Origin of the sequence: Oceanobacillus sp. FSL H7-0719 (assembly GCF_045040795.1) — a bacterium.
Lineage (GTDB): Bacteria > Bacillota > Bacilli > Bacillales > Amphibacillaceae > Oceanobacillus.
In genome coordinates this window covers 2,737,400-2,762,845 of record NZ_CP150301.1, presented here as the reverse complement: position 1 = coordinate 2,762,845, position 25,446 = coordinate 2,737,400, and the positions used below count along the sequence as shown (strand labels likewise).

Annotated in this window: 24 protein-coding genes; 17 read left to right on the top strand and 7 right to left on the bottom strand. The window is 35.9% G+C overall.

Features of this window, described 5'->3' with window-relative positions:
* The 4 genes from NST93_RS14045 to NST93_RS14030 all read left to right on the top strand — a co-directional run bounded on the left by NST93_RS14045 (position 1) and on the right by NST93_RS14030 (position 5,326).
* On the top strand, positions 1-939 hold the full coding sequence (locus NST93_RS14045; RefSeq protein ID WP_405098075.1) for a two-component system regulatory protein YycI: 939 nt from the start codon (positions 1-3) through the stop codon (positions 937-939).
* Positions 936-1,721, top strand: a complete 786-nt coding sequence (locus NST93_RS14040; protein WP_405098073.1) for an MBL fold metallo-hydrolase — start codon at positions 936-938, stop codon at positions 1,719-1,721. Before NST93_RS14045 ends, NST93_RS14040 begins: the two co-directional genes overlap by 4 nt.
* Before the next feature lie 243 nt (positions 1,722-1,964).
* Complete coding sequence (locus NST93_RS14035) at positions 1,965-3,161, top strand: S1C family serine protease (protein ID WP_405098071.1); 1,197 nt, start codon at positions 1,965-1,967, stop codon at positions 3,159-3,161.
* Positions 3,162-3,610: 449 nt separating this feature from the next.
* Positions 3,611-5,326, top strand: a complete 1,716-nt coding sequence (locus NST93_RS14030) for an ABC transporter ATP-binding protein (RefSeq protein ID WP_405098069.1) — start codon at positions 3,611-3,613, stop codon at positions 5,324-5,326.
* Positions 5,327-5,343: 17 nt separating this feature from the next.
* On the opposite strand, the gene NST93_RS14025 is transcribed toward NST93_RS14030, so the two are convergent.
* A complete protein-coding gene (locus NST93_RS14025) occupies positions 5,344-5,934 on the bottom strand; it encodes a histidine phosphatase family protein (RefSeq protein ID WP_405098067.1) in 591 nt (196 codons plus the stop codon).
* A 92-nt stretch (positions 5,935-6,026) separates the two neighbouring features.
* Between NST93_RS14025 and NST93_RS14020 the strand changes: the two genes are divergently transcribed.
* Complete coding sequence (locus tag NST93_RS14020) at positions 6,027-6,359, top strand: YqzG/YhdC family protein (protein WP_405098065.1); 333 nt, start codon at positions 6,027-6,029, stop codon at positions 6,357-6,359.
* 53 nt (positions 6,360-6,412) lie between these two features.
* On the opposite strand, the gene NST93_RS14015 is transcribed toward NST93_RS14020, so the two are convergent.
* Positions 6,413-6,952, bottom strand: coding sequence for a GNAT family N-acetyltransferase (locus NST93_RS14015; protein ID WP_405098063.1), 540 nt, complete (start codon positions 6,950-6,952; stop codon positions 6,413-6,415).
* Positions 6,953-7,158: 206 nt separating this feature from the next.
* Between NST93_RS14015 and NST93_RS14010 the strand changes: the two genes are divergently transcribed.
* Positions 7,159-8,325 (top strand): TraB/GumN family protein, encoded by a 1,167-nt coding sequence (locus NST93_RS14010; RefSeq protein WP_405098061.1) that lies wholly within the window; start codon positions 7,159-7,161, stop codon positions 8,323-8,325.
* A gap of 108 nt (positions 8,326-8,433) precedes the next feature.
* Complete coding sequence (locus NST93_RS14005; RefSeq protein ID WP_405098059.1) at positions 8,434-9,657, top strand: hemolysin family protein; 1,224 nt, start codon at positions 8,434-8,436, stop codon at positions 9,655-9,657.
* Between the two features lie 213 nt (positions 9,658-9,870).
* On the opposite strand, the gene NST93_RS14000 is transcribed toward NST93_RS14005, so the two are convergent.
* Positions 9,871-10,035 (bottom strand): Spo0E family sporulation regulatory protein-aspartic acid phosphatase, encoded by a 165-nt coding sequence (locus NST93_RS14000; protein ID WP_405098057.1) that lies wholly within the window; start codon positions 10,033-10,035, stop codon positions 9,871-9,873.
* 121 nt (positions 10,036-10,156) lie between these two features.
* Here NST93_RS14000 and rlmH point away from each other — a divergent pair, with 121 nt between their 5' ends.
* The 10 genes from rlmH to NST93_RS13950 all read left to right on the top strand — a co-directional run bounded on the left by rlmH (position 10,157) and on the right by NST93_RS13950 (position 20,917).
* Complete coding sequence (gene rlmH, locus NST93_RS13995; protein WP_405098055.1) at positions 10,157-10,636, top strand: 23S rRNA (pseudouridine(1915)-N(3))-methyltransferase RlmH; 480 nt, start codon at positions 10,157-10,159, stop codon at positions 10,634-10,636.
* 232 nt (positions 10,637-10,868) lie between these two features.
* A complete protein-coding gene (locus tag NST93_RS13990; RefSeq protein WP_405098053.1) occupies positions 10,869-11,855 on the top strand; it encodes a virulence RhuM family protein in 987 nt (328 codons plus the stop codon).
* A 241-nt stretch (positions 11,856-12,096) separates the two neighbouring features.
* Positions 12,097-14,022, top strand: a complete 1,926-nt coding sequence (locus tag NST93_RS13985; RefSeq protein WP_405098051.1) for a DNA/RNA helicase domain-containing protein — start codon at positions 12,097-12,099, stop codon at positions 14,020-14,022.
* Positions 14,023-14,906: 884 nt separating this feature from the next.
* Positions 14,907-15,491, top strand: coding sequence for an SLATT domain-containing protein (locus NST93_RS13980; protein ID WP_405098050.1), 585 nt, complete (start codon positions 14,907-14,909; stop codon positions 15,489-15,491).
* A gap of 9 nt (positions 15,492-15,500) precedes the next feature.
* Entirely contained in the window at positions 15,501-16,850 is a 1,350-nt protein-coding gene (locus tag NST93_RS13975; RefSeq protein WP_405098048.1) for an SMODS domain-containing nucleotidyltransferase, read from the top strand.
* Positions 16,851-16,981: 131 nt separating this feature from the next.
* A complete protein-coding gene (locus NST93_RS13970) occupies positions 16,982-17,899 on the top strand; it encodes a hypothetical protein (protein WP_405098046.1) in 918 nt (305 codons plus the stop codon).
* A 13-nt stretch (positions 17,900-17,912) separates the two neighbouring features.
* Positions 17,913-18,434: a hypothetical protein gene (locus NST93_RS13965; protein WP_405098044.1), complete on the top strand. Its 522-nt coding sequence runs from the start codon at positions 17,913-17,915 to the stop codon at positions 18,432-18,434.
* 530 nt (positions 18,435-18,964) lie between these two features.
* Positions 18,965-19,378: an RrF2 family transcriptional regulator gene (locus NST93_RS13960; RefSeq protein WP_405098042.1), complete on the top strand. Its 414-nt coding sequence runs from the start codon at positions 18,965-18,967 to the stop codon at positions 19,376-19,378.
* Between the two features lie 25 nt (positions 19,379-19,403).
* On the top strand, positions 19,404-20,315 hold the full coding sequence (locus tag NST93_RS13955) for an NAD(P)/FAD-dependent oxidoreductase (RefSeq protein ID WP_405098040.1): 912 nt from the start codon (positions 19,404-19,406) through the stop codon (positions 20,313-20,315).
* Positions 20,316-20,347: 32 nt separating this feature from the next.
* A complete protein-coding gene (locus tag NST93_RS13950) occupies positions 20,348-20,917 on the top strand; it encodes a class I SAM-dependent methyltransferase (RefSeq protein ID WP_405098038.1) in 570 nt (189 codons plus the stop codon).
* Positions 20,918-22,125: 1,208 nt separating this feature from the next.
* Here NST93_RS13950 and NST93_RS13945 read toward each other — a convergent pair.
* From NST93_RS13945 to NST93_RS13930, 4 genes are all read right to left on the bottom strand, one after another.
* Complete coding sequence (locus tag NST93_RS13945) at positions 22,126-22,752, bottom strand: hypothetical protein (protein WP_405098036.1); 627 nt, start codon at positions 22,750-22,752, stop codon at positions 22,126-22,128.
* A gap of 521 nt (positions 22,753-23,273) precedes the next feature.
* Positions 23,274-23,492 carry a hypothetical protein gene (locus NST93_RS13940; protein ID WP_405098034.1) on the bottom strand — a complete coding sequence of 73 codons (219 nt, stop codon included), beginning with the start codon at positions 23,490-23,492 and terminating at the stop codon, positions 23,274-23,276.
* 522 nt (positions 23,493-24,014) lie between these two features.
* Positions 24,015-24,299 (bottom strand): hypothetical protein, encoded by a 285-nt coding sequence (locus NST93_RS13935; protein ID WP_405098032.1) that lies wholly within the window; start codon positions 24,297-24,299, stop codon positions 24,015-24,017.
* Positions 24,300-24,621: 322 nt separating this feature from the next.
* The gene (locus NST93_RS13930; RefSeq protein ID WP_405098030.1) at positions 24,622-25,257 is read right to left on the bottom strand and encodes a hypothetical protein; all 636 of its coding nucleotides are present in this window, start codon (positions 25,255-25,257) and stop codon (positions 24,622-24,624) included.
* Positions 25,258-25,446 lie beyond the last annotated feature (189 nt).

Sequence of the window (25,446 nt, the reverse complement as noted above, 5' to 3'; positions counted from 1 at the left end):
ATGCAATGGGGTCATATAAAAACATTATTTATCCTTAGCTTCCTCATCCTAAATATATATCTCGTCTCTGCTTTCATAGACCGTCAGCAGGATGTCAGCTATTTGGATAATCAGGAATTGCCAATTGAAGATCAGCTCGCAGCAGAGAAAATTACCTATGGTGACATTAATGTTGATGTAACAGAATCAACCTATATATCCGTCATCCGTAAACTGTTAACATCAAAAGAAATCGAGCTGTTGAACGGTAAGGAAGATCAGACTATCGAGGTTATTGACAAAAATATGATTGCTGCAGCATTAGAAAAACCAGTCAGTATCCCTAAGAATGCAAATCGGGAAATAATTGAAGAGCTTATCCAGGAGAAAGTTCTTTATGGCAATGAATATTTCCTATGGAATTGGAATGAGGAGTTGAATCTCCTCGTATTCTTTCAGAAAAAAGAAGGCCAGGATATCTATTATAATGAAAATGGCTTACTGCTCGTTTACTTGAATGACAATAATGAAATAACGCATTATACTCAAACCATTCTTGGCGAGTCTGAAGTGCAAGGTGATCTTGTCGCGCTAAATCAGCCGACACAAGTGATAGGCATCTTGTACAAGGGGAATTATTTAAACCGAGGCGATGAAATAACACATGTAGAGCCGGGGTATTACTCTAGAATTGCCACTGAAGGAGGAATTCAAGTATTTGCCCCAACCTGGAAGGTGACTGTGAATGACGAGCGCAATCATTTCGTCAATGCAATAGAAGGTATTGTCTATGAGAATGATGAGCTTGAATTTTTACAAAATGTAATGATTGATAATAAAGGCCGATTGACTTCATTAGATGATGAGAACGAGTTGCGAAATTCAATGATACAGGAATTAGATAAGAGGCTAGAGATAGATACTCGGCTAGAGATAGATAATCGGAGTGAAACAGAATGAGTTTACGTTTTAGTGTACTCGCTTCAGGCAGTACTGGAAATGCTTTTTATATTGAATCAAATAAAGAAAAAATTTTAGTGGATGCAGGTTTAAGCGGGAAGCAGCTGGATTTGTTGTTTTCCAAAGCAAACCTTGATCCGAAACAGTTATCACGTATTTTAGTGACACATGAGCATAGTGATCATATTAAAGGATTGGGAATTATTGCAAGAAAGTATAATTTACCGATCTATGCAAATGAGAAAACATGGAAGGCCATGGAACATTCCATTGGCAAACTAACACTGGATCAGAAATTTACTTTTAATATGGAGGAAGTAAAGACATTTGGCGATATGGATATTGAATCCTTTGGTGTTTCACATGACGCTGCTGAGCCAATGTTTTATACCTTCCATTCAAATGGAAAAAAGGTTGCACTTGTGACAGATTTAGGCTATGTTTCTGAGCGGATTAAAAAGACAGTTGAAGATGCAGATGCTTTTATTTTTGAGGCAAATCATGATGTAGATATGCTGCGGATGGGACGTTACCCGTGGAGCGTAAAACAGCGTATTTTAGGCGATTCAGGGCATGTATCCAATGAAGACTCCGGCCTCGCCCTAGCTGATATAATCAATAACAATACACAGCGTATATACCTTGCCCACCTCAGTCTCGACAATAATATGAAAGACCTTGCCCGGATGTCAGTCGACCGGGTTTTACAAGAAAGAGGCATTAATATTCAAATCTGCGACACCGATCCAAAAGAACCAACAGTCTTATATGATGTAGGGTAATCCAGGCTATTATTTATAATGAATGGCAGAGCTTGTCAGGACTCAAAAAAGACAGCAAATGGAATAGGTGAGACTGTGAAATGCAAAGCACAAGGGGTTCACCATCCCCCGCTGGAAGGCTAGTATATTCCATTTGCGTGTCTCATCTGCTTTTATATATCTATAACGTTATTTCTGTTTATGAAATGATACATTCAGGGAATACTAAGAAAGAACAGCAGAAGACGTTAGGGAGGCAGAAATATGGGTTATTATAATCAAGGCTACCAGCGCCGGAGGAAAAATCAATGGCTTACCCCACTGCTGCTTGGTATTATTATTGGAATATTAATTGTTTCGGTTGTCATTCCTGAATTAGTTGAATCCAACATCATCCCGCAATCACAGGACGAACCTGGAAGAGGAACGAATTTCGAAAATAATAATAGCCCAATTACGAATACTTCAGTCAGTGTTGATGTTTCCACACAAATTACGGATATAGTCGAGAAGGTAACTCCAGCAGTTGTCGGAGTTACAAATATGCAGCGGCAGAGTGATTATTGGTTTGAACAGGGTTCTGTTGAAGCTGGTACAGGCTCTGGGGTGATTTATAAGGTTACAGATGGAACAGCATATGTTGTGACAAATCATCATGTTATTGAGGGAGCGGACTCTGTCGAGGTAGTGCTTTATGATGATACACATATTGAGGCTGAAGTGATCGGCAGTGACCTATTTTCCGATTTAGCTGTCATTCGAATGGATGCAGATGACATCGGCGAGCCCATAGAAATTGGCCAATCCGGCAATATAAAGGTTGGCGAACCTGCAATTGCGATTGGCAATCCCCTTGGACTTATGTTCTCCAGTTCCGTAACACAAGGAGTGATTAGCGGAACAGAGCGAACTATCCCACAGGATTTTGATTTGGATGGAAGACCAGATTGGCAGGCAGAAGTTATTCAAACAGATGCAGCAATTAATCCTGGAAATAGTGGGGGCGCTTTAATTAATATTTATGGGCAGCTGATTGGCATCAACTCCATGAAGATTAATGAAGCAGCTGTCGAAGGACTTGGATTCGCAATCCCAATTGACTATGCGATTCCAGTTATGAATGAGCTTGAAGAGAAGGGTGTTGTAGAAAGACCATTCCTGGGAGTTGAGTTATATTCCTTGGACGAAATTCCTCATAGAGAATGGAAAGACACCTTAAACTTGCCGGAGAAAGTGACTGGCGGTGTTTATATTTGGAGCGTTCAACCATTGTCACCAGCAGATGAAGCCGGGTTAAAACGTCTGGATGTCATCACGGAATTAGATGGAGAACCAATTGAAAATGTAATTGATCTTAGAAAAATTCTCTATCAGGAAAAGAATATAGGAGATAATATGGCAATTACGTATTATCGTGATGGAAAGAAATTCGAGACAGAAGCTGCTTTGACAGCACAGTGAGCCATCTTCCTTAAGAAGGTGGCTTTTCCATGGCATAGAATATTATCCACAAAAAACGAAAGTTATTCACATTCCGTGGATAAAAAAACGGCGAAAATCAATATATGGTAGAGAAAGTAAATTACATAACAAAATAAGTACGAACATTTGTGCATATGTGGATAAAATTGGGGATAACAATAGGTTTTACCCAGTTTTTTTGTAATTATCCACTATTTATCCACTAAGTCGATTGGGTTATTCATTAAATGGTATGCCTTTATCCACAAAAGGATCTTCAAAGTAATTTATTCGCAGTCTATTTCTCCTTGGGAAGTTAACTTTTCCCTAAGATGTGTATAACTAACAGGGAATGTTAATTACTTTCTGCTAGCTTAATTGTTGAAATTACGAATTAATAACCATATAATTTCAGATAGATTTTAAAATAGAAAAGGAAGTGCATCAAGTTGATACGTCGTTTTTTCTCTTATTATAAGCCGCATAAGCGTCTGTTTATTGTGGACTTTACTGCTGCTATTATTGTAGCTATTTTAGAACTTGCATTTCCGCTTGCTGTCCAATGGTTTATCGATGATCTTCTGATGGGTGATGATTGGAATATCATTATGACAGTAGGGGTATTGCTTTTACTTGTATACATAATCAGCACCTTGCTCCAATATGTTGTGACCTACCTTGGGCATAAACTGGGTGTTAATATCGAAACGGATATGCGTAATGATCTGTTTAATCATGTACAAAAACAGTCCTTCCGTTTCTTCGATAATACAAAAACAGGACATATGATGAGTCGGATTACTACAGACTTATTTGATCTTGGTGAATTGGCGCACCACGGGCCAGAGGACTTTTTCATATCTATTATGACATTTTTCGGCGCTTTCCTTATCATGTTTACAATTAATCCATTGCTTGCAATGATTATCTTAATTGCAATACCTGTACTGATTTTCCTTATCACCTATGGAAATATTCGCATGAATCGTTCCTGGAAGAAGATGTACGAAGATATTGCAGGTGTTAATGCGAGAATTGAGGATTCTGTTTCGGGAGTTCGCGTCGTACAGGCATTTACAAATGAAAAATTTGAAATGGAACGCTTTGAAGAAAATAACCGCAGCTTTAGAAAAGCTAAAATTGGTGCTTATAAAGTAATGGCGACAGTGCATTCAAATATTTATTTACTCATGCGGATAATGACACTGCTTGTTCTTGTATTTGGAGCATGGCTGACGTTTAATAACCGTTTAAGCTACGGGGAGCTTGTCAGCTTTATTCTTTTAATGAACGTTTTAGCAAATCCAATTAATAAAATTACCGCGTTGCTTGAGATGTATCCAAAAGGAATGGCAGGGTTCAAACGCTTCACAGAAATGATGGATGTTGAGCCAGATGTTAAGGACAGACCAGACGCAATCGATGTGGATAATTTAAAAGGCAATATCACATTTGATCATGTGACTTTTGGCTATGAAGAGAATAAACCAGCAGTACTGAAAGAACTGAGTCTTGAGGTTAATGCTGGAGAAACAGTCGCCTTTGTAGGACCATCAGGTGCAGGAAAAACAACGATCTCTTCTCTGATTCCGCGTTTTTATGATGTACAAGGGGGCAGTATTCAAATAGATGGTATCGATATTCGTGATATGACGAAGCGTTCCTTGCGCAGCAATATAGGCGTTGTACAGCAAGATGTTTTCCTGTTTACTGGAACATTGAAGGAAAATATTGCTTACGGTAATCTTGCGGCAAGCGATGAAGAAATATATGAAGCAGCGCGCCGTGCACATATGGAGGAATTTATTCAGGAACTGCCTGATGGTTATGAAACGCAAATTGGTGAACGTGGCTTGAAGCTTTCCGGAGGTCAAAAGCAGCGGATTGCAATTGCACGGATGTTCTTAAAGAACCCGCCAATCCTTATTCTTGATGAAGCAACATCTGCGCTGGACACAGAAACAGAGCGAATCATTCAAGAATCACTCAACGAACTGGCGAAAAACCGTACAACCCTTGTAATTGCGCACCGATTGGCAACAATTCGAAATGCTGATCGAATTATGGTTGTTACGAAGAATGGTATTGAAGAACAAGGCACACATGATGAACTTCTCGCAAAAAATGGTATGTTTGCGAAGCTGCATAACGTACAAATGGGCTAGGGGCAATACTGGAACAATCAGAGGCTGTCCCTGATTGTTCCATTTAAATGACTTACTTCGTTTATACTTTTTATTTGCCAGGTGTTATCAATAAAGTGGATATGATTAATACAGCCATTTAAGAGGGCTGTTTTTTTATAGTCGATTTCTTCATTAAGCAGCAAGGAAAGAATCAGATTAATGACCAGCCCATGTGATACAAGTAAAATATGCTTATTTGGATATGCAGCAGTAATTTCCTGAAAACCTCCAACCACACGCGCATAAAAGTCTGTTTCTGTTTCTTCACCGGGAACGTTATTATCGGAATATAACCGCTCCCTTTTTTCATATGTTAAACCTTCAGCTTTTCCAAAAGCGCGTTCCATAAATGCGTCCATTTCAAGGATGGGCAGCTGTAAATGTTTGTTCATAATCTCTGCAGTTTTTTTTGCACGACGTAGCGAGCTTGTAATCAGCAAATCGAAATTCTGTGCAGCTAAATAAGCGCCAGTTGCTTCTGCCTGTTCCTGTCCTTTTGCATTAAGGCTTGTATTATGCTGCCCTTGAAGGATTCCCGCAGTATTCCAGTCTGTCTCTCCATGACGGACGAAGCAGATTTTTGTCATTCAAATTCTCCTTTTATGTACTTCAATTTTACGATAAAATATCGGATAAAAAATTATATCAAACACAAGCTATAACCAAGGAGATGATTTTTATGTGGAAGCTTGCCTTGATTTTTGCATTAAGTTTCTTGCCAATCCAGCCAGTATCAATTATAGCAGGAGATATGCCAAGTTTACTTGAAGAAGCACCACCATATGCAAAATGGGGAAGAGTCGCTATGCAAGCAACGAAGGAAAAGTACCCCAGCGCTGCAATTGTTGATTATCTGCATATTGGCAGAGAAATAAAAAATGATACCGTTACGGAAAAATTCAAGCTATGGCTGCGAGGGAAGGAAAAAGAGTTCGGTGTATATATCAATATTCAATTTGAGGAAAAGACGGATAAAATTATAGAGATAACTTTTGAGGAAACCGATCGTTAACTATTTGTTGATAATTAAAAGGGCATCCTCGTTTAGGAGAATGCCGCGTATTTCTATTTCCAGTCTGATTGAAGCATGCCATAAATGATGTGATCGACATAGTGGTCATACAGCCATTCTCCCTGACGAATCAGACCTTCTTCCTTAAATCCGAGTCGCTCTGGGATGGCACGACTTTTCTTATTGCCAATTGCTGCGCGAATATCAATCCGATTAAGCTCCAGTTCGTTAAAAGCATAATCAGTCAGTCCATGGACTGCGCGTGTCATAATCCCTTTTCCTTGAAACTCCACTGCCAGCCAGTAACCAATAAAGCCAACGCGGTTTACCCAATCAATTGAATTGAAGCCGGCCATGCCAGTGAGCTCTCCTTTGTAAAATATGCCACAGTTCAACCCTTTTTTAGCTTCATAATTTTTAATGGAGTTTTTAATAAAGTCTAGTGAATCTTCTTCTGTCTTTGTACCGTCAAGCCATGGCAGCCACTCACTTAAATTTTCCCGTGAATTTTCTGTAAGTCGAAATAACGCTTCAGCATCTGTCTCACTTAGCAGCTTCAATGTAATTTCTTCATCTACTTCATATTGGAACATAGCTTTCCCCCATTTCTGCTAACAATTTCTAATTTTTATTCTTTATCATACAACTTTCACTGTGAAAAAGAAATAGTAATCTGAATAATCTTTGCTAAAATAGGAAGATATAATTTTATTTTCATTCATTCTAGTTTATTATAGAAGTAATAAACTTTTTTTGAGAAGTACATCTACATATAAGCTTATTAAAAGGAAGGTAACGGATGACTGAGGATAATATAACGCGAATACAACTCAATGATAAAGAAATTATTTTGATTGGCACGGCACATGTATCGAAGCAAAGCGCAGAACAGGTAAAAGAAGTTATTGAAATTGAACAGCCTGATTCTGTCTGTATCGAGCTGGATGAACAGCGCTATCAATCCATTTCTGAAGGGAGTAAATGGCAGGAAACAGATATCTTTAAGGTGATCAAGCAGAAGAAAGCGTCACTCTTACTGATGAACCTCGCCATTTCTTCTTTCCAGAAGCGGATGGCCAAGCAGTTTGGCATCAACGCGGGTCAGGAAATGATTCAAGGAATCGAATCAGCAAAAGAAATTGGTGCAGAGCTGGTGCTTGCAGACCGCAATATTCAAATCACATTCTCAAGAATCTGGGGAAATATCGGTTTAAAAGGAAAAGCCATGCTTCTAAGCCAGGTTGTGTTCAGCATTTTTAGTAAAGAGACAATCACAGAAGAAGAGCTAGAGAAGATGAAGCAGCAGGATACAATTAATGCAATGCTTCAAGAGATTACAGAAAGCTTTCCTAAATTGAAAAAGCCATTAATTGATGAGCGAGACCAATATCTTGCACAGAAAATAAAAGATGCACCAGGTGAAAAAATAGTCGCTGTACTCGGAGCAGCCCATATTCTGGGCATTTCAAAAGAGATCCATCAGGAACAAGATTTAAAGGAACTGACAAAGCGGCCGCCAAAATCAAAGGCACCAAAGATTATCGGCTGGGCAATTCCAATTGCAATTATCGCACTGATTGCGTGGACATTCTTCATGAATCCGGATGCTGGCCTGCAGCAGGTTTGGAGCTGGTTCTTATGGAATGGATCACTTGCAGCGATAGGGACAATTGTTGCCTTTGGCCATCCAATCGCAGTGCTTACAGCCTTTATAGCAGCACCGTTTACGTCGCTAAACCCACTGCTTGCGGCAGGCTGGTTTGCCGGTTTTGCTCAAGCATATATGAAGAAGCCAGTTGTTCGGGATTTCGAAACATTGGCAGACGACGTAACAAGCGTAAAGGGCTTCTGGAATAATAAAGTAACCCGCGTAATGCTCGTTATCGTTCTTGCAAACCTTGGAAGTTCACTTGGAACCTTCGTTGCCGGTGCTGACGTCATCCGACTATTCATTCAAAACCTGTAAAGCAGGTGGGACAGCAGGGACAAACCCTAATTGTCCCACTTGTCTTTTTCAACCTATGAAACTACATAAAACATCAATTATTGAAATCGATGAAGGAGGAAGTTTCTTGTGATCATTGCGATCATCGTATTATTATTCTGTTTATCATTTTTCTTTTCAGGAAGTGGGCAAGCGCATACATCACTAAGCCAAATCAAACTTCAAACGAGAGCAAAAAATGGGGATAAAAAGGCAGAGAAGCTGCTGCATTTAACAGAAAACCCGGAAGAACTGTACACCACAACCATTATTGGCAATAATATTGTTGATTTAACCCTCGTTTCTGTCGTTGTAATGTGGGCTGCTCAAAATAACGTCAACATCGTATTGGCTGTTGCCATCACGATCACCGGAATTATTATTTTTGCAGAAATTATTCCAAAAGCAATCGCCCGAACAATACCTACAGAAATTGCTTACCTTATTTCACCTACTATTCAGGGGATTATTAAACTATTAAAACCACTTATCTGGTTAATGAATAAATTAACTGAACTTATTACAGGCCGTCTAACGAAAGAACGGGATGAGGAGGTTTCTGTCTCTAAAGAAGAGTTAAGGACATTAGTCGACCTTGCTGGTCTTGAAGGAACATTCCAGGCAGATGAATCCTATCGTATTAAAGGTGTCCTTGATTTTTATAATTTAAATGTGAAAGATGTAATGAAAACACCGCGTGTTGACATTCTAGCCTTACCACTTGCATCAACGTATGAAGAGGTAAGGGATTTTGCAATTGAAAATGGCTACACCCGCTTTCCGGTATATGAGGATGATATTGATAATATTATTGGGATTATGCATACAAAATACTTACTCTCCTGGTCAGTGAATCCAGAGAAACATGTATCAGAATTCATGGATACAGATCCAATGATTGTTTATGAATTCCAGCCCATTGAGCCAATCTTTCGGAAGATGACGAAAGAGAGAAGGCATCTGGCTATTGTACTTGATGAATATGGCGGCACAGAGGGAATCGTTACACATGAGGATATTATTGAAGGCATGATTGGTCTCGAAATTCATGATGAGATGGATCCAGATAGTGAAGTTTTAATCGAAAAACTTACCCCTACAAAGGTTATTTGTGATGGAAAAGTAACACTCCATCGCTTGAATACCATCTTTCAGACAGAAATACCTGAAGAAGAAGACGTGCTGGCAGCTTATCTCTTAAGCGAATTTAAGGACTTTCCGCAGACAGGTGATGTACTGGAAAAAGGGAATCTTACATTTAAAATCCTATCTGTTGAGGACCGCTCGATTAGACGTGTGCAAATTGTGAAATAATAAAGGTAAAGGATAAAACCGAACGAGCAAATAGGCCACGTTCGGTTTTATGCTGAACCAAGGCGTTAAGGAGCTGAATGAAAGTGTTTGTGGCTAAAACATTCATGCAGGCTATTAACCGTGCTGTTTTTTCCAAAATAGGGACGACACTGGTCCATATCAAACAATTTATAAAAGGGAGATCTATCTATTGTTGATCAAAGCCCTTACGCCTTAACTTTGATTTCGATTGAGTATCTCTAATTCATTAAGCAATTTGTCGAGCTGCGTGGAAATATCCATTAGCTGATCATAGCCTGCACTATTTTCATATGCGTGATGCATCTTTGTTCGCAATTGCTCAATTTGGATCTCTAATCTCTGTCTCTGATGATCCAAAGTAAAACCACCACTCCTTCGTGCTTTAATGTTATATTAGCCGATTTTAATAAAATTTAAACTATAAATCGCATAAAACATGGTAAACTAGCTTCAAAATAGGTCTATAAAGGAAGATTATATGAAAATAACAATTATCTCTGTTGGTAAACTAAAAGAAAAATACCTCAAGCAAGGCATTGAGGAATACTTAAAACGCCTATCTGCCTATGCAAATGTAAATATTATTGAAGTAGCAGATGAAAAGGTTCCCGAAAATATGAGTGAGGCCGATATGCTTATTGCAAAACAAAAGGAAGGCGAACGAATTCTTGGAGCGATTACAGCAGATACGTATGTAATCACGCTGGAGATTGAAGGAAAAATGCTGACATCGGAGCAGCTTGCAGCGAAGATGGATGAGCTTGCGACATACGGTCGAAGTAAGATTGCATTTGTGATTGGTGGCTCGATTGGGATTAGTAAGGAAGTGCAGAAGCGGAGTGATTATGCGTTGTCGTTTTCTAAGATGACTTTTCCTCATCAGTTGATGCGGTTGGTGCTGGTGGAGCAGGTTTATCGGGGGTTTCGGATAAATCGGGGGGAACCTTATCATAAATAGTGGTAAAGCAAAAAATAGAAATTGAATTGAGTAAAATTGTATTAGAAAAAATCAAATTATAAACTGGAAACTCCTTCAGATTCTTTAATGAATGCAAGGAGTTTTTTGTGTTAAGTTAGGGGGAATGAATGTTCTTATTTTATTATTTTTTTATATTTAAATGTTATAATATTCTATAGAAGAAAACGGTGTAATAAGTGTCAGATAAATTTTATAAAAAGGAGTGAATGGAATGGAAAACAAAACAGATATCTTAATCTATCAAACAGAGGATGGAAACACAAAAATCGATGTTAGACTGGAAAGTGAAACAGTTTGGATGACACAAAAGGCAATTGCGGAATTATATCAGTCGACTAAGCAGAATATAAGCCTTCATATTAAAAATATATTTGAAGAAGAGGAATTAGACGAGAATTCAGTTGTCAAGTATTACTTGACAACTGCAAATGACGGTAAAAATTATAAAACTAAACATTATAACCTTGAAATGATTCTCGCGATCGGCTACCGAGTTCGTTCCCATCGAGGTACACAGTTCCGTCAGTGGGCAACAGAACGCTTAAATGAATATCTAGTCAAAGGTTTTACAATGGATGATGATCGTTTGAAAGACATGCGTAATTTTGGAGAAGATTACTTTGAAGAGTTATTGGAACGAATTAGAGATATTCGTGCCTCAGAGAAAAGATTCTATCAAAAAATTACAGATATATACGCTACATCTGTAGATTATGATTCTAATGCAGAAGTAACACTGAGATTTTTTAAAACAGTTCAAAATAAATTACATTTTGCAATCCATGGTATGACTGCTGCTGAACTAATTTCAAAGCGAGCAGATGCGGAAAAGGAAAATATGGGACTCACTTCATGGAAAGGTGGTAAAGTACGCAAGCGAGATGTAACTATTGCTAAAAATTACTTATCTGAAAAAGAATTAAAGTCGCTTAACCGAATTGTTACAATGTATTTAGACTATGCTGAGGATCAAGCAGAGCGGCAACGTCCAATGTATATGAAGGATTGGGTTGATAAATTAAATGCATTTTTACAATTTAATGATCGTGATATTCTCGAAAATGCTGGGAAAGTATCAAAAGTCGTTGCAGAAAAGATTGCGACTCAAGAGTATGAGAAATTTAACCAACATCGTATTGAGCGGAGTTCATCTGATGATTTCGATAAATTTATTGAGAACAATGCTCTGAAGAAATAACTTTGTGGTTATAGTTAGCAGACTCTTCCCTTACACGGAAGTTTCTACGGAAGTGATGATCATTAAGCAGTGGTAATATTAATCTTACCACTAAAAATGGTCAACCGTATTATAAGTAGAGGCAAAAATTGTTGTAGGTAAGGTGGCAATTCTTTAATATCTCATCTCAGCCATCTCATATAATATGGTATAATTTAACTATATCTTTTTTAGCTATATTTCTTTTAAAGGGAGTGGCAACATGATTATTTATCAGTCAACAGCTGCTGAATTTATCCATGATACAATAAATGAAGTTTTAGTTGATAACTTGTATAATGCCTATCAAGAAAAAATTGGGCGGACGTCAAAAAGTGAAATTCGTTCATGGGAGAACTCCTTAACGAAGATGTCAAATGTATTATATGATCCTCAAATCCCAGGAGATATCTCGGTAGCGATTGAATTTAATATTCCAAACACCTCCAAAAGAGTAGATTTTATTATAGCTGGAAATGACGGCGATAATGAAAACGTAATGATTGTAGAGTTAAAACAATGGGAGTTTGCAGATAAAGTAGAAGGAAAAGAGGCAATCGTAGAAACAGCTCTTGGCAGAGGAATACGTGAAACGGTTCACCCCTCTTATCAGGCTTATACTTATGCTTCGCTTATTACAGACTTCAATGAAAGTGTACGTACAAATAATATAAACTTAATCCCTTGTGCGTATTTACATAATTATTTCATTCAAGATGAAGATCCATTGATGGATCCGCTGTATGGCTATTATATAGAGAAAGCCCCAGTCTTCCGCAAAGGCGAGATTAATAAGCTAAGAAATTTCGTGAAAAAATATATTAAATATAAAGATAAAACGAATGCCATCGTTCAAATAGATCAAGGAAAAATACACCCCTCCAAATCACTGCAGGATGCTTTAAAAGGCATGATTGAAGGAAATCAGGAATTCCACATGATTGATGAGCAGAAGGTCTTTTTTGAGGAAGCATTATATTTATTCAATAAATCAATGAAGGATAATAAAAAGAGAACAATGATTGTAGAAGGTGGCCCTGGTACGGGTAAATCGGTACTAGCTATTAACATGCTCGTTGAGATAATCAACCGTGACCGTCTAGCGATGTACATTACTAAAAATGCCGCGCCACGAGAAGTCTATGCAGCAAAACTCCAAGGCACGATGAAAAAGACACATATAAATAATTTATTTAAAGGTTCAGGCAGTTTCACACAGGCGGAAGAAAATGAATTTGATGTCTTAATTGTTGATGAAGCACACCGTTTGAATAGAAAGTCTGGGATGTTTCAGAATCTTGGAGAGAACCAGACAAAAGAAATCATACACGGCTCTTTGTTTTCGATCTTTTTTATAGACGAGAATCAAAAAGTTACTTTCTCAGATGCAGGAAGTATTGATGAAATAGAAAAGTATGCAAATGATCTAGGATCAGAAATAATAAAAAGAGAATTAGTTTCTCAATTTAGATGTGATGGCTCGGACGGATATATTGCATGGTTAGATGATGTACTCGAAATTAGAGAGACCGCAAATAAGAACTTTATAGGTATGGACTATGATTTTAAAGTAGTGGATAATCCACATGAATTACTAAGTTTAATTCAGAAAAAGAATAAGATTGCAAATAAATCTCGCATGATGGCCGGTTATTGTTGGGAATGGCCAAAAAAAGAACGCAGGAATGTAAAGCACCACGATATAATGATAGGCGATTTTGGGATGAGCTGGAATTTAAATACAACTTGGGCAATCGATAATTCATCTGTAGAGGAAGCTGGTTGTATTCACACTGCTCAGGGTCTTGAATTTGATTATATCGGAGTTATTATTGGTGACGATATGCGTTATGAAAATGGTAGTATCACTACTGATTTTACAAAACGCGCAAAAACAGATCAATCTCTAAAAGGAATTAAGAAGTTTGCAAAAGAAAATCCCGAACAAGCGAATCGAATCGCGGACAAAATTATAAAAAATACTTACCGAACACTCATGACAAGAGGACAAAAAGGTTGCTATGTGTATTGCACAGATAAACCACTTGCTGAATATTTGAAGTCGCGGATTGCGTATGTGGAGAAAGCGATGGATGACATACAGATGGTGGCGGAAAATCCTACTCCTTATGTGTTAGATGATGAATAAAGCATAGTTTATTTATTGGATAAAGGTAGTTGGAGAAGTAAATAATAAAAGGTTACCGTAATGAAATCTTAAAATGCAAATAGGTAAGAGCTTTTCGTTTACGATACAAAAGAAAAGATAATTTTGTATCAACCTCTTTTTAATAGAGGATAGGTAGTGGCAAAGGACGTTACTATACTCTGTCAAGATTTACATACGATATGCTTAAGTGAAGCATGACTTATGAACGGAAACAAAGTTTAGATAAAGAAGTAATGAAAATGAGAATTCTATCTATATTAAAAGATTGACCACTAAGAAACCAAGAGGTTAGACAAATGATGGGGCTAAATCGGCAGCAAGTCAATGCTCTGATTCATGATTTAGAAGAGGGCAAGGTCGTTGGATATGGAAGAGGAGCCAAATATGTTCTTGACGAGTAATTTTACATTGTAAATACATTTATTTATACGATTAATTAAGGAGAGGTCGAAAATACCTCTCCATTTTGTTAGTTATTTTAATCTACAAACCGTTACGGATTCTTGTCTATAAGATGTGCCACCATCTGTGTGATATTTATGTTCCTCTCCAAGAGCCTTCATAAATTGCCCAAATGACAATTTAGTCATTTGCAAAAACACCTTTCAATAGTAATATGCATGTTTTCTTTCTACTACTTTTTTCCGTATAAAATTACCCGGGTCAATCAGATAAAACTAATATATATTTCCGCTAACGATAAGTAAAATTGCAGAGGGAAGGAAAGCGGTTATCAACCACTTTATCTGCTGTATTATTTAGATTGTTCTAAATGTACGTTCTATTTCTGGTATAATAGATGTAAGACTAATTGAGTAATAGTTTAAATGTTTATTCTCTCATAAAAGAAAGGAGAAACTTTGATGAATAAGGATTTGTTCTTAAAGCAGCTTGCTGAAAATGGATATAACGTAATTTATGGGGCTAAAAAACATTTTGCGACATATGACACTGTTGTGAAAATGCCAGGACGGATTGCCTTTGTTACTCTTACTATTGGTATTTGGCAGGTATATCAACCGAGTTTCCTATATAATACCGAAGTTTCCCTTATATTGATTATTGCAAGTATCATTGCACTAACAATTAGTCAATATAACAATGAAAAAGATAGATATCGAGAAGTTGGAAATCAGTTAATACAGATCCACAATGAACTCCGTGAGATTTATTATCAAATCAAGAGCTCAGAACAGGAGGTTGTGGAAAATGACTCAAATAGAGCCTTACGAATGAATGAACTGTTGGAGGTTTACTATAGGATTAGTATTTCAAAACAGATATTTTTAAGTGATTGGCTTGCTCATTATAAGCTATTTTTTCAGAGCCAGTTTGAATGGATAGATGAACAAAAGAATTTTACGTGGAGGGATAAAGTTCCTTTTTCTTTCCAAATTGCTGTAATCGGTTTCATTGCGGTTGTTGTTCTGTTAATAATTGTTTTGTAGGGGGATTTAATGTTAAAAGAGAAGTTCGAGGAATTTGTCGATGGCTTGCAGGTAGAATCAATTGAGGAAGAAACAAAAAGAGTTAAGGAAATAACAAAAAGGTTAAATAAGTCATTTCGCAACTTAGAAAATGAAGAAATAGAAAACAGTCATGTAGTAGGGTCTTTAGGAAGAGATACTGCTATAAAAACGTTTAGTGATGTTGATATGCTTTATGTGCTACCAAAGGAACTAAAGAAACAATATGAGGAAGTGGAAGGGAATGGGCAGTCTAAACTTCTACAAAAAGTAAAAAAGGAAATAAAGAAAAGATATCCCAAAACAATTATAAGGGGAGATGGACAAGTTGTTGTGGTAAGTTTTGAGAGTATAAACAAAACTGTAGAGGTATGTCCATGCTTTGAAAGATCAGACGGGGCATTTGATTATCCTGACTCAAATAACGGGGGTTCTTGGAAAAAAACTGATCCCATACCAGAAATAGATAAGAGTATCGCTATGATAGAAGAAACGGACTTAAACTATAAGTATGCTTGCAATTTAGTTCGGGCTTGGAAAAATAATAAAGGGTTTAAGTTTGGTGGACTATTAATAGATACGTTGGTTTACAACTTCTTTAATGAAAATGATGACTACAAGAGTGCGACATTTGATGATTACCTTTCTTTGTTAAAGGATTTATTCTATTACTTGAAAAAACGGAACAAAGACCAGAAATATTGGCATGCTCTTGGCAGTAATCAGGAAGTTTATAACAAAGATGGCGCGTTTGTTGATAAAGCTAAACATGCATATGAAAAGATTGAAGATGAAACAGAAGATAGTGAAGACCTTTATGATGCATTGCAGGACATTTTTGGCAAATCCTTCCCTGTTCCAGAAGATATCGCAGAGAAAGAGGCATTTGAAAAAAGTGCATTGTTTGGTAAGAAAGTTAGACAGACAGAAGAATTCATTGAACATAAGTTTGATGTGGACATTCGATATCGACTGAAGATTGATTGTAAAGTAAAACAAGATGGATTTAGAGATAAGTTTCTAAGGCATATTCTACGAGATAATCTACCCTTAAAGGTGAATAAACACTTGGAGTTTTTCATAATTGAAAACGAATTTGATTGTTTGTCAAAAGATGCTGAAGATAGTCTTAGTTATAAGATTTATTGGAAGGTTAAAAACCGAGGGGAGGAAGCAATTAGAAAAGATTGTATAAGAGGACAAATTGTGAAGGATACGGGTGCACGAAAGAATACCGAGTCCACTAATTTTAAAGGTGAACACTATGTAGAATGCTATATTGTATATAGAAATGTTTGTGTTGCGAGGGATAGGATAAGTGTGCCTATATCAACAATATGATAAATTTTGTTTTGAGCAACGTCGGTTAGACGGAAGAAGTAAAATAAAAAGTATTAACATTTTAATGTATCACTTGATAACGTGTTGAAATTGTCAATAATATACTAATTCAGATGGGAGAGCTGCTTAGTATGGATAATTTATTTAGAGACTTTATTTATATGGATACAGAGAGATTAAAATCCATTGTTGCGCAACTAAATAAAGGTTTAATAGAGAGTACATCTACAACGGTTACTGACGGAGATGAAAGTAAAATAAATGCAGGAGTAGACTTCCTGAAACTGTTGAAAGTTGGTAGTGAAAGTTCTTTTCTTTGGCAGAATCAAGCTACTGAAAGTCATACTATGCATGATTACTTGTACAATCTTGCTGAGTTATCATTAAATGAAAAAGACTTATTGACTAATATTCCAGGTGACTTTGAAATTGACAATCTATCTAATCCCGACGATAAAATATCAGGTAGGCTAACTTCAACGTCATTTATATTAGTGAAAGGAAAAACTATCATAAATGATTTTATTTATATGCAAAGAATCTTGGATAATATTGATGATATATTAAAATCTGTTATTACAGGAGAACAGTCCGCAGCTAAGAGTTTCGAGAAGGCATCACAAACCCAAAGAAATAAAAAGGTACAGGAAAGAATGAATGAATATAATCTTCCGAAAGACATACAGAAAGCATTACAGGTCTTTTTAAAGAATTTTTATAATGATAGGGTAGTGATCAAAAACATTCCGTTTGTAGAAAGACCAAACTTTAGGTTTGTAGGCACATTAAACAAACTGTATTTAAGAGAAAGTATTGAAAATATTATATATAAGTACGGTACTGCACCACAAGATGACTGGTATATGTTTGCACAAATTGCATCTATTCCAAATAAGGGTTCTAATGAAGTCGATATGTCTTTTAATCAGAATGAGCTTGAAAAAGGACTACAGACAGTTTTCGACGCATTAAGAGATATTGAAAAGTTTGGTTTATCTATTTCATTTCCCGAAATTGCAGTTACACCAATTGCGATTTATCGTCAATGAAAGAGGTGTAGTAGTGTCTAATCAATTTTTTAATTATCTTTTAAGATTGAATGAATATGATTGTAAAATTAGATTAAGTGATAGTCTCGCGGTGAATTTAGACGAATTTCAAGAAAGATGGAATAATTATGCAGAAGAATTTAATTTTCCATATAGGAATCTTGAGATTAGCGTTGATAAAAATGTTTTAAATATAAAAATACATGGGAATAAAAACATAGCGCTTTTAGGTAACATCATTGAATATAATGATGAAAAAATATTAAAGAGTATCACTATGATTGCGTCGGGAGATGGTAGACTACAATCAGGGTTGAATATGATTATCGCAATAGGGATCCTAATTGCTTGCTTGAATCCTCAGGAAGACGTTGATTTTAGAAAGAGGCTATTCGAAAAGTTAGGGCTATCCGATATAAAGATAGGAACAAAAAATACAATTATAGTAAATAATCTGAAATATACAGTAAATTTTTCTAAAGAACTTGGGTTATGGTTTTCAGTAAAATCGGAAATAAAAAGACGAGAGGAATAATCCCTTCGTCTTTTTTTGCCTCTTAAATCACCACGGTGAACCGCATCACAAATACTGATAAAAATTGTTGAAGATAAGGTGGCAACTCTTTATCGGAAGCGGATATTGAAAAGGTATGTTCCTTATCCGTTTCACGATATAACAAGTGGATCAGTACAAACGTTTTCGATATATTCAGTTCAGTAAGTTCAAAATCAAGTTCTATGTTTTTAATCGTTCTGGATTTATCTATTTGCTTGATTGCGATATTATCAATTAACAAATGAAGTAATAGTTTTTGACTTCCATAGTTGTACTAATTGTACTATAAATTCATTTTTCCCTTGTTCTAACTCTTTTTTATCATTCGAGGCCTTTTGTAATCTTTCTTGTAGAATATCTACAGGGAGAATGTGCATGTCAAACTTTCGAATAATTAAAAGGTTGTTTATAAATCACTAAGTTGACTTCTTTTAAATAGAGTGATAGGCTTATTTAAATTAAGGATATCGTGAATCCTTAATAGACATAATAGTACAAGGAGGTTAATTATGAAATATTCAAACGCGACAAACTACGCTTTGCATACGATGGTCCATTTATTGCTGCAGCCCAGTGGGAACTTGGTAGGAGTGCAGGAATTGGCAGAAATGCAACATCTTTCCCCGACGTACCTTTCTAAGATATTAACCAAACTTACGAAAGCTGGTTTAATCGAGTCAACACCAGGTGCGAAGGGAGGCTATAAAATCTCGAGAACAAAACAGGAAATATCCTTTTTAGATGTTATTCATGCGATTGAAGGAGATACGAGTTTATTCGATTGTTCCATTCACCATGAAGGCTGCTTGATTGAAAACACCATGAGACAAGCAGAGGAAAATATGAAAGGTGAACTGGAATCAATGCTTCTGAACGATATTGCTAAAGAAGCAAAATCCAAACAGAAAGAAAACAATAGTTAAATTCATTTTTAAAGGAGACGACAATATGATAGTAGACTGTGCCGTGATTGGCGGAGGACCAGCTGGACTGAATGCTGCTTTAGTACTTGGAAGATCAAGACGTAAAACTGTCCTATTCGATGACAATAAACCGAGAAATCTGGTGACTTCTGAGTCCCACGGATTTATCACAAGGGACGGTATCCATCCGCAAGAATTAAAAAGAATCGCCCATGAGGAATTATACAGATACCCTGATGTGAGAATTGAAAAGCAACGGGTGCATCGTATAAATAAAGAAAATACCTTATTCAAAGTGGAAACAGAAAATGGCGAAGTATACACCGCGAAGAAAATTATTCTTGCTACTGGATTTAAGGAAGTTCTTCCGGATATTCCGCGAGTGATAGAGTTCTATGGTAAGAGCCTTTTCAACTGTCCTTTTTGTGATGGGTGGGAATTAAGAGATCGTCCACTAGCAGTGATTGCAGATGATCAAAAGGCGTTTCATTTGGCGAAACTGGTGTCCAACTGGACGAACGATTTAATTGTTTTTACCAATGGAAAAGAAGTGCTTTCGTTGGAAGAACAAGAAGTGCTCAAAAGTAATGGCATCCGTATTAACGAAAAGAAGATTGCCGCTTTCATTGGGGAAGAGGGAATGCTGGAAAAAATACAATTTGAAGATGAAACATCCGTACTCCGTGAGGGAGGGTTTATAGCTACCGAATGGATACCGGCAGATACCTTTAAATCTGCACTTGAATATACATTAAACGAGCAAGGCGGGATTGCAACTGACAGCATGAAACGCACGAAAACGGAAGGTGTGTTTGCTTGCGGAGATACGCGAATTGCCGGTCCCTCCCAATTAGTTGTTGCAGCGGGAGAAGGCAGTATGGCTGCCATATCTGTGATTGCGGCATTGACAGAAGAAAAGTTCAGCCAGGATAAATAGCACACTTAAACAGCTAAAAAAGGAGGATATATATGCATCACACACATGGTAAGCACAAAGGAAAAGTATCGTACTTGGAAAGCCCCGAACGAAGAAAAGAATTCTCTCCCGAACAGCTACTGAACATGATTCCCTTAAAAGAAACGGACAGCATCTTAGACTTTGGCGCTGGAACAGGATATTTTTCCATCCCGGTGGCGAAGAGAACTTCGGGCAACGTATACGCGCTAGATATCGATGCTGCAATGCTGGAAATAATTAAAGAGAAAGCCTTGAAGGAACAGCTTACGAATATTGTCCCAGTGCAAGAAAGGATAGAGGAACTTTCTTTACCTGATGGCACTATCGATATGATCATTGCTTCTCTGGTACTTCATGAAATTCAGCCGTTGGGGCTACTATTACAGCAAATGAGAGAGATACTGAAAAAAGAAGGCTATCTAATTTGTCTGGAACTTGAACCAAAAGGAAGTTCAGATAAAGGACCTAGAATTACCTTGGAAGGAATAGAACGAGAAATGAAAGATGCGGGATTCCAGGTAACGGAGAAATATTTCCCAGCGGAATCGCTATACATGCTCATTGCGCAGAAAACGGATTAACCGTTTAATTTTTTGTTTAATTAAGGACATTAGATATCTCTAAAGTATTTGATTGATTCTTCACCATAATATGCAGTTGACGAGCTATTTTGCTTTCCCTAGGCAAACAGGGCAGGAATGACATATTGGTACTAAGGCTAACATAAGTGTCCAATATCCATTTTATTTTGTGGTTTCTTTGTTAACTGATGTAGCAAGTGGCAGAACCTCGTGTATGTCTTGGTAACTTTCACGATAATGGATCTGTCACTTGTTTTCATTCATCCGCTTATCTATCAACTACAATTTATCGAGAATCGAGAATCCTTTTTTCAGGAAAAGGTGTCCAGAATTTATTAGCAGAAATCTTTCAAAGCTTCTTTTCAACGTTATCGTAATTCATGTGCCAGATAAAGTTCTTTCCTAGCAGCAAAAATCTCCTAAATCAGTCAAAAATTGCTATTACACCAAACACTTGCCATACCAAAAATAAGACAAATACAATGGCGATTAACTTATTTAGTAATAGTGGCAGTCTTAAAAGTATCATCTGCACATAATAATTAATTCTAGAAAGAAAAATTGCTATATATTTGAAAATGTAATCAAACAAAGTTGTTTTTTCCTGGAAAACATTCGATTCATAGATCCCCAAAGCAATTGGATGAAAGAGAATAGAATACAGAGACACCATAAAATTTGTCGCTAATATGAAAAATATGAATGTACTTGGATAAGGGATATTTGCTCTCAGGAAAATAAGAGAAAACAATGATAAGAAGATAAATGCAATTAATGCTCCAAGCCACTCTTTTGGTTGCTTTCTTGAAATACCCTTGCTTCGATTATTTCTGTTTGGTTTAATACATGCTATCATGCATAGAAGAATGATAAAAGTCTCTGCAAAAGTTGTAAATGTTATAACAGAAATTCTACCATCGTATTTCCATTCCACTTTATTAACCATAAATATTAGAAGGAAGAGAAATAGTAAAATATTTGCCTTTAGGAAGAATTTAATGCCGCTTCATAGAGAGAAATTCCTTTTTTCTATAGATGATTGTTTATTCACATTTATGGCTCCTCGTTCGTAAGTTAATTACAGATGCCCGAAAATCCTCTGTTTTTTCAGCTACTCCAGCGAATGCATCAAACTTCATGTGTTAAATCTTCAGGTTTGAGTTGTACTTTTTGCCGTAATTACTTAACAATCCAATTTAACTCTAAAACTAATAGGTAAAAACAGTACCAGTTACAATAAGCTGCATAGCTAAAAAAATAAGAAAGAGAATGGCAAATAACTTATGTATGATGAGCGGAAGTCCTTTCAAAGCTAATTGAACGTAATAATTTAAGCTCGAAAATAATATTGCGATATACTTAAATGTATAGTCAGTAATACTTTTATTTTCTTTAAAAACATTGAGTTCATAAATTTCTATAGCTACTTTATGAAAAATAACCGAATAAAAAGCTGCTAAAAGATTGGTTGACAATATTAAAAAAATAACTGTACTTGGAAATGGGAGGTTTGCAGGTAGCATAAAGAGTGATAATAACGATGTTAACAGGATTGCAATGACCATGCCAATCCATTCATTTTTGGAAATCCTCTTTTTTTCTCTATGTCGCTTATTACCTCGCTCAGGATTTATGCAAGCAAAAATAGAAAATAGGATAATAAGGCACTCAAACGTGAAAATGAAAGTTATTACCTTATCTTCCCCCACTGACCTCCATGCATCTTTATTTACGCCGAATAATGCAATCATTATTATCAGTATCGTATTGGTTTTTAATAAAAATCGAAAACCATTGTTTAAACAAATATACTTTTTAACTATTTTAGGACACATTATTAACCAGTCCCCTACCTATAGATGAATTTTTAACATGTTTATTTCTTCGTTGATAGATTCTGCTCCCATTATTTCCAAAATTAATCAAAAATGCTAATTAATAAAGCAGCTTGCCACAAAATAGCTAAGACAAAGGCAATGGCAATTAATTTATTTAATAATAACGGGAGCTTTAAAAGTGTCATCTGTACATAATAATTTATTCCCGAAAAGTAAATTGCTATATATTTAAAAATGTAATCGAGCATAGTTGTTTTTTCTTGAAAAACATTTGCTTTATATATCCTCAAAGCAATTGGATGAAAGACAACGGAATACAGAGATACCATAAAATTTGTCATTAATATGCAAAATATTAATGTACTTGGATAAGGAATATTTAAACCCAGGAAAATAAATGAAAACAATGATAAGATAACAAACGCAATGAATGACCCAAGCCATTCTTTTGATTGTTCCCCTCTATTATCATTTCTTCTATTATGCTTTTTTGGTTTTATACATGCTGTGATAGATAGCTAAATGATAAAGATCTCAGCGAAAGTTACAAACATTACAACTACAGTGCTACCATCATCATATTGCCACTGCGTTTTATTAATGATTAATATAAGAATGAAGGCAACTAGTAATATATTTGATTTTAGGAAGAATCTAATGCCACGCCCTAGAGAGAATCTCTTATGTTTCTCTATTTTTTTTGACTTACTTTTTTCTTCTAAAGACTGTTTATTCACATCTATAACTCCTTGTTCGTAAGTTAATAATGGAAAATCCTACTTTAGATGGATTATCTTGAATAAATGTTATACCAAATTTACGCAGTAATGTAGGTGTTTTGTTTCTTTTTCATTTTGAGTTGAATTATCCATCGCAATTACGTATCAACCTTTATATTAATGATTAAAAATCATACCTGTAATAGCGGCTTGCCACCATAAAAATAAGACAAAAACAATGGCAATTAATTTATTTAGCAATAGCGGGAGCTTTAAAAGTGTTATTTGTACATAATAATTTATTCCCGAGAAAAAAATTGCTACATATTTAAAAATGTAATCGAGCAAAGTAGTTTTTTCTTGAAAAACGTTCGTTTCATAAATTCTCAAAGCGATTGGATGAAAAAGAACGGAATAAGCTGCAAACATACCATTCGATATTAACATTAAAAATATTAATGTACTTGGATAAGGAATATTTGCACCCAAAGAAATAAGAGAAAACAATGATAAGAAGACAAATGCAATTAATGCTCCAAGTCACTCTTTTGGTTGCCTCTTTGTAATACCCTTGCTTCGATTATTTCTGTTTGGTTTAATACATGCTATCATGCAGAGAAGAATGATAAAAGCCTCTGCAAAAGTTGTAAATGTTATAACAGAAATTCTACCATCATACTCCCATCCCGTTTTATTAACCATGAATATTAGAATGAAGAGAACTAGTAAAATATTTGCTTTTAGGAAGAATCTAATGCCTCTTCCTAGAGAGAAACTTCTTCGTTTCTCTGGATTCCTTTTACCAAAAGATGATTGTTTATTCACGTTTATGGCTCCTTGCTTGTGAGTTAATTAAAGATACCCGAAACAAAATTGCTTACACTTGAGACTAAATATCCTGTTTTTTCGGCTACCCAATCTGCTGCATCATTGACAATTTCCTTTGTATCTACATATCAATCTTCAACCCAGCGGCCGGCATTTTCTCCCCAATCTTTTACAGTATCCTCAGCAAACCAAGATTCCACAATACCATTTTAATCTTAAACGCTTTACATTATTTCCTCTGTAATAAAAGCCGTTTTCCCTTAATGAAGAGTTTTTTGAAAGGTTATCATTTCATTGCCAGATAAGGATATCTATCCATTTAATTATCGAAAATGGAAATCATTATAAACCATTGCCACAATAATAATAAGACAAAAGCGATGACAATTAACTTATTAAGTAATAGTGGCAATTTAAATAGTGTCCTCTGCACATAGTAGCTTATCCCCGATAAAAAAATTGCAATATATTTAAAAATGTAATCAAACATAGTAGTTTTTCTTTGAAAAACATTTGCTTCATATAAACCTAAAGCGATTGGGTGAAAAAGAATGGAATATGCTGATACCATAGCGTTTGACATTAGCATGAAAAATATCAATGTACTTGGATAAGGGATATTTGCACCCAAAAATAAAAGTGAAAACAAGGATAAGAAGACAAAGGCAATTAATGCTCCAAGCAGCTCTTGTGATTGTTGCCTTTCAGCATCCTTGCTTTCATTTTCTTTTGGTTTTCCAGGTTTTAGGCAAGCTATAACCGATAACAAGACCGAAAATATTTCCGCAAATACTGTAAAGGAAATGATGGGTACTTTTGCACCGTTATTTATTAAAAAAATGCCTATAAAACACACTAGTAATATATTGCTAGTTACAAAGAATTTAAATCCATCTTTTAATGAAAATAATTTCTTATTAATATTCTCTTTCGCTCGTGTAGGAATATTAGTCAAATCTACTTCCTCATTTCATGAAATTATTAATTATAGATACTTGAGATAAAGTCACCCGTGCTGTCTGCCGGTTATCTATCCCTTCACTAATCTTCTCTCCTGTTTTCTTAACGTTTATTTTCAGTGATTTTCGTATTGGAATCTTCCAGTCACCTGACTTTCACAATATTAGCTTGAATGGTTCGGTTA